Origin of the sequence: Algibacter sp., assembly GCF_049667265.1 — a bacterium.
Taxonomy (GTDB): Bacteria; Bacteroidota; Bacteroidia; order Flavobacteriales; family Flavobacteriaceae; genus Algibacter_B.
Genome location: NZ_JBATHX010000107.1, coordinates 1 through 6,044 on the forward strand (window position 1 = coordinate 1; position 6,044 = coordinate 6,044).

The window sequence follows — 6,044 nt, forward strand, 5'->3', positions numbered from 1 at the left end:
ATTAGCATTTACCAACATGTTTTTGGTGATGTTTTTAAGTGTTGCTGACGATTTAAAAACATCATTGTCAATTTTAAAATTTAAGGTTTTAATGTCGATATACGTATCGTCCATTTTACCTGTAGTATTTTTAATTTCTGTATTAATAACAATGTTTTCAACACGTTTTGGTAAATCCGGATATTTAAATGAGGCATTGTTTGAAGTGATGCTAATATCTAAATTAGGAATAGTATCATCGGAATTTAATCCTTTAATAACTCCTTTTACCTTAAAATCGCCTGTGGTTTGTACATTTTCAATGCTTTTTGAATATGTTTTTGGAATAACCGCTAAGAAATTTTTAAAATCGGAACCTGGGTTTTCAAACGAAATATCAATGTCTTGTCCGTTTTCAAGCAGTTGCACATAGCCTTGAAACTCTAAAGGTAAGTCGTTTATATAGCCTTTATTTTCTTTGAAAGTGTATTTGCTGTTCTCTAAATCTAAACCAATTATAGCGTCCAATTTTACAGGATTACTGCTTAAATAGTTGGTGCTGTCAAAAGAAAAACTAACATTAGCCTCACTTTTTGTGGTGAATTCTGATTCATTTGCTGAAAAGATGCCATGGCCTTCATGATTCAGTTCGGAGATATGAACCATCATTTTTGAAATGTCATCAATATACGTTAAGGCACTATTTTTAATTTGATAATCTTCAATACTAAATGAAAAGTTGCTTGTTTGGTTTTCCGCGGTAGCGCTATTAGAATCGGCTTTTGTAATGTCGTAATTAGTGTTGCCTAGTTTATCAGTTTTTAAGGTTAAAAGGGCTTTGTCAATATTTATAGAGTTAACAACAATTGGGTCTTCTCCTGCATTTTTAAACAATTCTTTAACTGACATGGTGAATGAAATCTCTTTTACTGTAGCAAAAGTTTCGTCTTTGAAAGGTTCAAAATTGGTAATAACCAAATCGTTTACATTAACATGCGCCTGCGGAAAACTTCTAATTAAACTTAATGAAACGTCACTAAACTCCACCTGAGCATTTAGGTTTTGATTGATAAAGCGTTTTACCATATCCTTTATTTGACTTTGAAAGGCAAATGGAATGGCTATTATAATTACCACAATGATAAGGAAGGTGATGCCAATAATTTTAAATGCTTTTTTCAAAATGTAGATTTTAGGTTTTGAATGTTAACAAAGATATACGCAAAAATGATGCTAAAGGTCTTAAAATAGTGAATATATTGTTAAATATTTAGAGTAAATCCAACTCTTCATTTATCTTTAAATGGAACCGTTTTCTAAAAAGATACACACCCAAATATAAAAAAGGAGTGTCTATAATGGCGATGAAAACTTTGAAAAGGAAACCACTTATAATTAAGCCTTTATAATTTTCCCACTCAATAATTCCGAAAGAACATAATAACGTTATAATTGTAAACGTATCTACAAATTGCGAAAACCAAGTAGAGAAATTATTTCTGATCCATAAGTGTTTGCCTTTGGTTAATCGTTTCCAGAAATGATAGACTTGAATATCCACAAATTGCGCAAATAGATACGTGAGCATACTTGCAAAAACAGCAATCATAGAATTCCCAAAAACGGTATTAAACATATCATCCTTAACGTAAGACCATGATGTTGCAGGAACAGCGTCTGCCATAAAAATAATTAAAAGGGAAAAAATGGAAGCGAAAATACCAACTACTACCACATCATTCGCACGTTTTTTGCCATAAATTTCACTAATTAAATCGGTAATTAAAAAGGTAATCGGGTAGGGCAGAATACCAACTGAAATTTCGAAAAGCTTACTTCCAAAAATTTCAACATCAAACGGGTACCAGTAAAAGAATTTTTGAAAAATTAGGTTTGAAACTACCAACGATGTAATGAAAAGCGCACCTAAAAGTATGTAAATACGTTGTGCTGCAAGTTTATCTCTTAATGTCATTGATAATTGTGAATAAATAGGTTCTGTAAATATAAAGTTTTAAAAATTGTTTTAGTTATTTTGCTTTTTCATGATACAACCAAAACCATATCATATTGCTTTAGGTAGTAATAAAGGCGATAAATTTAAAAATCTACAGACTGCCATTGATGCTATTCACGAGCGCGTAGGGCATATTATGTTGATTTCTAAAGTGTATAAATCGCCCGCTTTTGGTTTTGAAGGTGACGATTTTTTTAATTGTTGTTTGGTGTTAGAAAGTTATTTAGAGACTCAAAACGTTTTAGATACTTTATTAGAAATTGAAACCGCCTTAGGAAGAACTAGAACAAACATCCATACTTACGAAGCTAGAACAATAGATTTGGATATTGTTTTTGCTGACAATGAAATTATCAATACGGATACCCTGAAAGTACCACATCCAGAAATGAGCAAGCGTAAGTTTGTGCTTTTGCCTCTTAATGATATTGCATCCAAAGTTAAGCACCCTGAACTAAATAAGGAAGTAGCAGATTTATTAAGGGAATGTGACGATCAATCGGTTTTAGAACCTATTAATATTTGGCTGAAAAACCCAAGTAAAGCTTATAATTTTTCAAGGTATAATTACATAGCCATTGAAGGTAATATTGGAGCAGGAAAAACGAGTTTAGCAACAAAAATATCGCACGATTTTAATGCAAAATTGATTTTAGAACGTTTTGCTGATAATCCGTTTTTACCAAAGTTTTATGAAGATGCTAATAGATATGCTTTCACTTTAGAAATGTCATTTCTGGCCGATAGATATCAACAAATATCAGATGATTTGGCACAACTCGATTTGTTCAAAGATTTTATTGTGAGCGATTATGATGTTTTTAAATCACTGATATTCTCAAAAATCACATTGCAAGAAGATGAGTTTAAGTTATATAGAAAGCTTTTCGACTTAATGTATAAGGATTTGAAAAAGCCTGAATTGTATGTGTATTTGTATCAAAATACGGAGCGTTTACAACAAAATATAAAAAAACGTGGGCGTGATTATGAGCAAAATATAGCTGATGATTATTTAGAAAAAATCAATTCCGGATATTTAGATTTTTTAAAAACACAAAAAGATTTTAATGTAAAAATCATTGATGTTTCAGATCGAGATTTTGTTGAAAACCGTAAAGATTATTTATGGATTTTGAGTGAAATTTGTTGATAATTGATGTTACTAAACAAAACGATGGATTAAAAAATAGTTTCAATTTTTTAACCTATCGGTATTCTAAACTTAATCCTCATCCATTTCCTGAATTAAATTGGCAATAAGTGATGTCCATCCTGTTTGGTGTGATGCTCCAAGACCTTTGCCTGTATCGCCATCAAAAAACTCATAGAAGAAATGCTCATTTTTAAAATGTTCATCTTTTGTGAATACTTTATCAGGATCTTCAGAATGGTAAGGGAATTTACCATCTTTATTAGGTTCAAACAGTTTTATTAGCCTTTTGGTTAGTTCGTTTGCAATTTGTTTTAAATTAAGCTTCTTGCCAGAACCTGTTGGGAATTCATATTGATATTCATCGCCATAAAATTCATAGTATTTACGTAACGATTGGATAATCATATAATTTAAAGGCATCCAAATTGGACCACGCCAGTTGGAGTTTCCTCCAAACATATTGGATTGACTTTCACCAGATTCATATTGTATTTGGTGATGCCCATGATGCTGAAATACAAAAGGATATTTTTCATGGTATTTTGAAAGCGAACGAATACCATAGTCTGATAAGAATTCATCTTCATCTAATAAACGTTTCAGCAAGTGTTCTAATCTGAAACCACGCATGATAGAAAACATAAAGTTTCCATCTTTATTAGCCGTTTCTAAATTAGAAATTAATGAGGCTAAATCTGGTCGTGTTTTTATGATCCGGTTTGCTCTTCTCTTAAATTCTTTTAATTCATCAAATAAATTTTTATGAATAATTTCAACAGCAAACATAGGGATAACACCCACTAGAGAGCGAACCCTTAATCGGTCGGTTGCACCATTAGACATCTCAACAACATCATAATAAAAATTGTCCCCATCATCCCAAAGTGAAATATCTTTTTTACCAATGTGATGCATGGCATGTGCAATATTTAAAAAATGTCTAAAAAAATTGGCTGCAGATTCTTCATAAATTCCATTAGTTTTTGCAAGTTCTAATGACATGCGCAACATGTTAATGGAGAACATGGCCATCCAACTAGTGGCATCTGCTTGTTGCATTCTGGTAATGCCTTCTGGCATATGATTTCTGTCGAATACACCAATATTATCCAACCCTAAAAAGCCACCTTCAAAAAGGTTAGTACCGCTTTTATCTTTTTGGTTCACCCACCATGTGAAATTGATAAGTAATTTTTGGAATGCTTTTTCTAAAAAATGGATATCACCTTTTCCTGTTTTTATTTTATCCTGTTCATAAACTTTCCAAACAGCAAATGAGTGCACAGGAGGATTTACATCACTAAAATTCCATTCGTAAGCAGGAATTTGTCCATTAGGGTGCATGTAACTTTCTTGTAAAACCAATAATAATTGCTGTTTAGCAAAATAAGGGTCTATTTCTACAAACGATGCCATATGAAATGCTAAATCCCATGCGGCATACCAAGGGTATTCCCATTTATCGGGCATGGAAATAACATGTCTGTTAGTAAGATGTTGCCAACTATAATTTCGTTTATCTATTCTATTTGGTTTTTCTTCTCCAGGACCTCCAAATAACCATTTGTAAACATCAAAATAATAAAATTGTTTCGTCCATAATAACCCAGAAAAGGCTTTTCTAGCAAGATCTTGACGTGATTCAGGTAAATCTTTTCTTATAATGCCGCTATAAAAGTCTTCACACTCTTTTTTTCTTAAATCAAAAATAGAATCAAAGGCTTTCCAAGGGTTTTCTAGGGCATCTTTACTTAATCGGACGTTGATACTTTTTTCTTCCCCAGGTTGTAGTTTAAACTTATACCAAATAGCCATTTTGGAACCCTGTTTTTTAGGGTTTACCGTCTTTTTGCCATTAACAACATGCTCATGGATTCCGTCCTTAACAAAAGGCACTTCATTCTTGACGTTATAAATTAGCTTATTATTTGTTTCGTTTTCACAAAATAATTGCTTCCCTTCATCATGATAAAGATGGTATTCTCCATTTCTCGGACTGGCAGATTGGGCGGCGTTTTTAGATGTCGATTTTATAACTGGGCGACTATGTTTTTTATTGTGCTTCCAGAAATTTCTAAACCATAAATGTGGTAAAACGTGAATATCAGCTGCTTTGGCACCTCTATTTACAACGGTAACTTTCATAAGAATATCATCCACATCACCTTTGGCGTATTCAATAAAACAGTCAAAATATGCATTGTCTTTAAAGCAACCGGTGTCTAGTATTTCATATTCAGACGCCTCTCTACCTCGGTTTCTATTTTCATTAACTAAATCATCATAGGGGAATTTACTATGCGGATATTTGTATAAATATTTGTTATAAGAATGTGTTGGAGTGGATATTTGATGGAAATAAAGTTCTTTAACATCTTCACCATGATTCCCTTGGTTGTTTGTAAGTCCAAATAAACGTTCTTTTAAAATGGCGTCATTTCCATTCCAGAATGCCGGTGCTAAACATAAAATTTCTCTCGAATCACAAAAGCCACCTATGCCTTCTTCACCCCATCTATAGGCGTTACTTCTAGCTTTTTCATGGTCAATAAAATCCCAAGAATGGCCATGTTCACTATAGTCTTCTCTTACAGTCCCCCATTGTCTTTCAGCCAAATACGGGCCCCATTTTTTCCAATTTCTGTGGTTTTCAGCAACTGCTAGCCTTTCTACTTCTGGATTTTTATTAGCCATTTATATTGTAATAATTTAAAAAATAACAATTTAGGTAAAATTAAAACTTTTACCAATCAAGTATCAATTTGAGTTTTAAGTATTGCCTAATTGAAGTTTTTAAATGAATTCATTAAAAATCTATTTAAAAAACAAAGTGTTAATTGATGAAATCGTATTTTAAAAATGATGAAAAGTTTGGAAACCTGCTCAATAGGA

At 32.2% G+C, this 6,044-nt stretch carries 4 protein-coding genes; 1 reads left to right on the plus strand and 3 read right to left on the minus strand.

Annotated elements, in window-relative coordinates; all coding sequences use genetic code 11:
• Both WBN21_RS03840 and WBN21_RS03845 read right to left on the minus strand, forming a co-directional pair.
• The coding region (locus WBN21_RS03840) for an AsmA family protein (protein WP_424197976.1) at positions 1 to 1,161 on the minus strand (1,161 nt) is incomplete at its 3' end.
• Between the two features lie 88 nt (positions 1,162 to 1,249).
• Complete coding sequence (locus WBN21_RS03845; protein WP_424197977.1) at positions 1,250 to 1,954, minus strand: queuosine precursor transporter; 705 nt, start codon at positions 1,952 to 1,954, stop codon at positions 1,250 to 1,252.
• A gap of 70 nt (positions 1,955 to 2,024) precedes the next feature.
• Between WBN21_RS03845 and folK the strand changes: the two genes are divergently transcribed.
• A complete protein-coding gene (gene folK / locus WBN21_RS03850) occupies positions 2,025 to 3,149 on the plus strand; it encodes a 2-amino-4-hydroxy-6-hydroxymethyldihydropteridine diphosphokinase (RefSeq protein WP_424197978.1) in 1,125 nt (374 codons plus the stop codon).
• Between the two features lie 72 nt (positions 3,150 to 3,221).
• Here folK and WBN21_RS03855 read toward each other — a convergent pair whose 3' ends face one another.
• Positions 3,222 to 5,846: an MGH1-like glycoside hydrolase domain-containing protein gene (locus WBN21_RS03855; protein ID WP_424197979.1), complete on the minus strand. Its 2,625-nt coding sequence runs from the start codon at positions 5,844 to 5,846 to the stop codon at positions 3,222 to 3,224.
• Between the last annotated feature and the right edge of the window lie 198 nt (positions 5,847 to 6,044).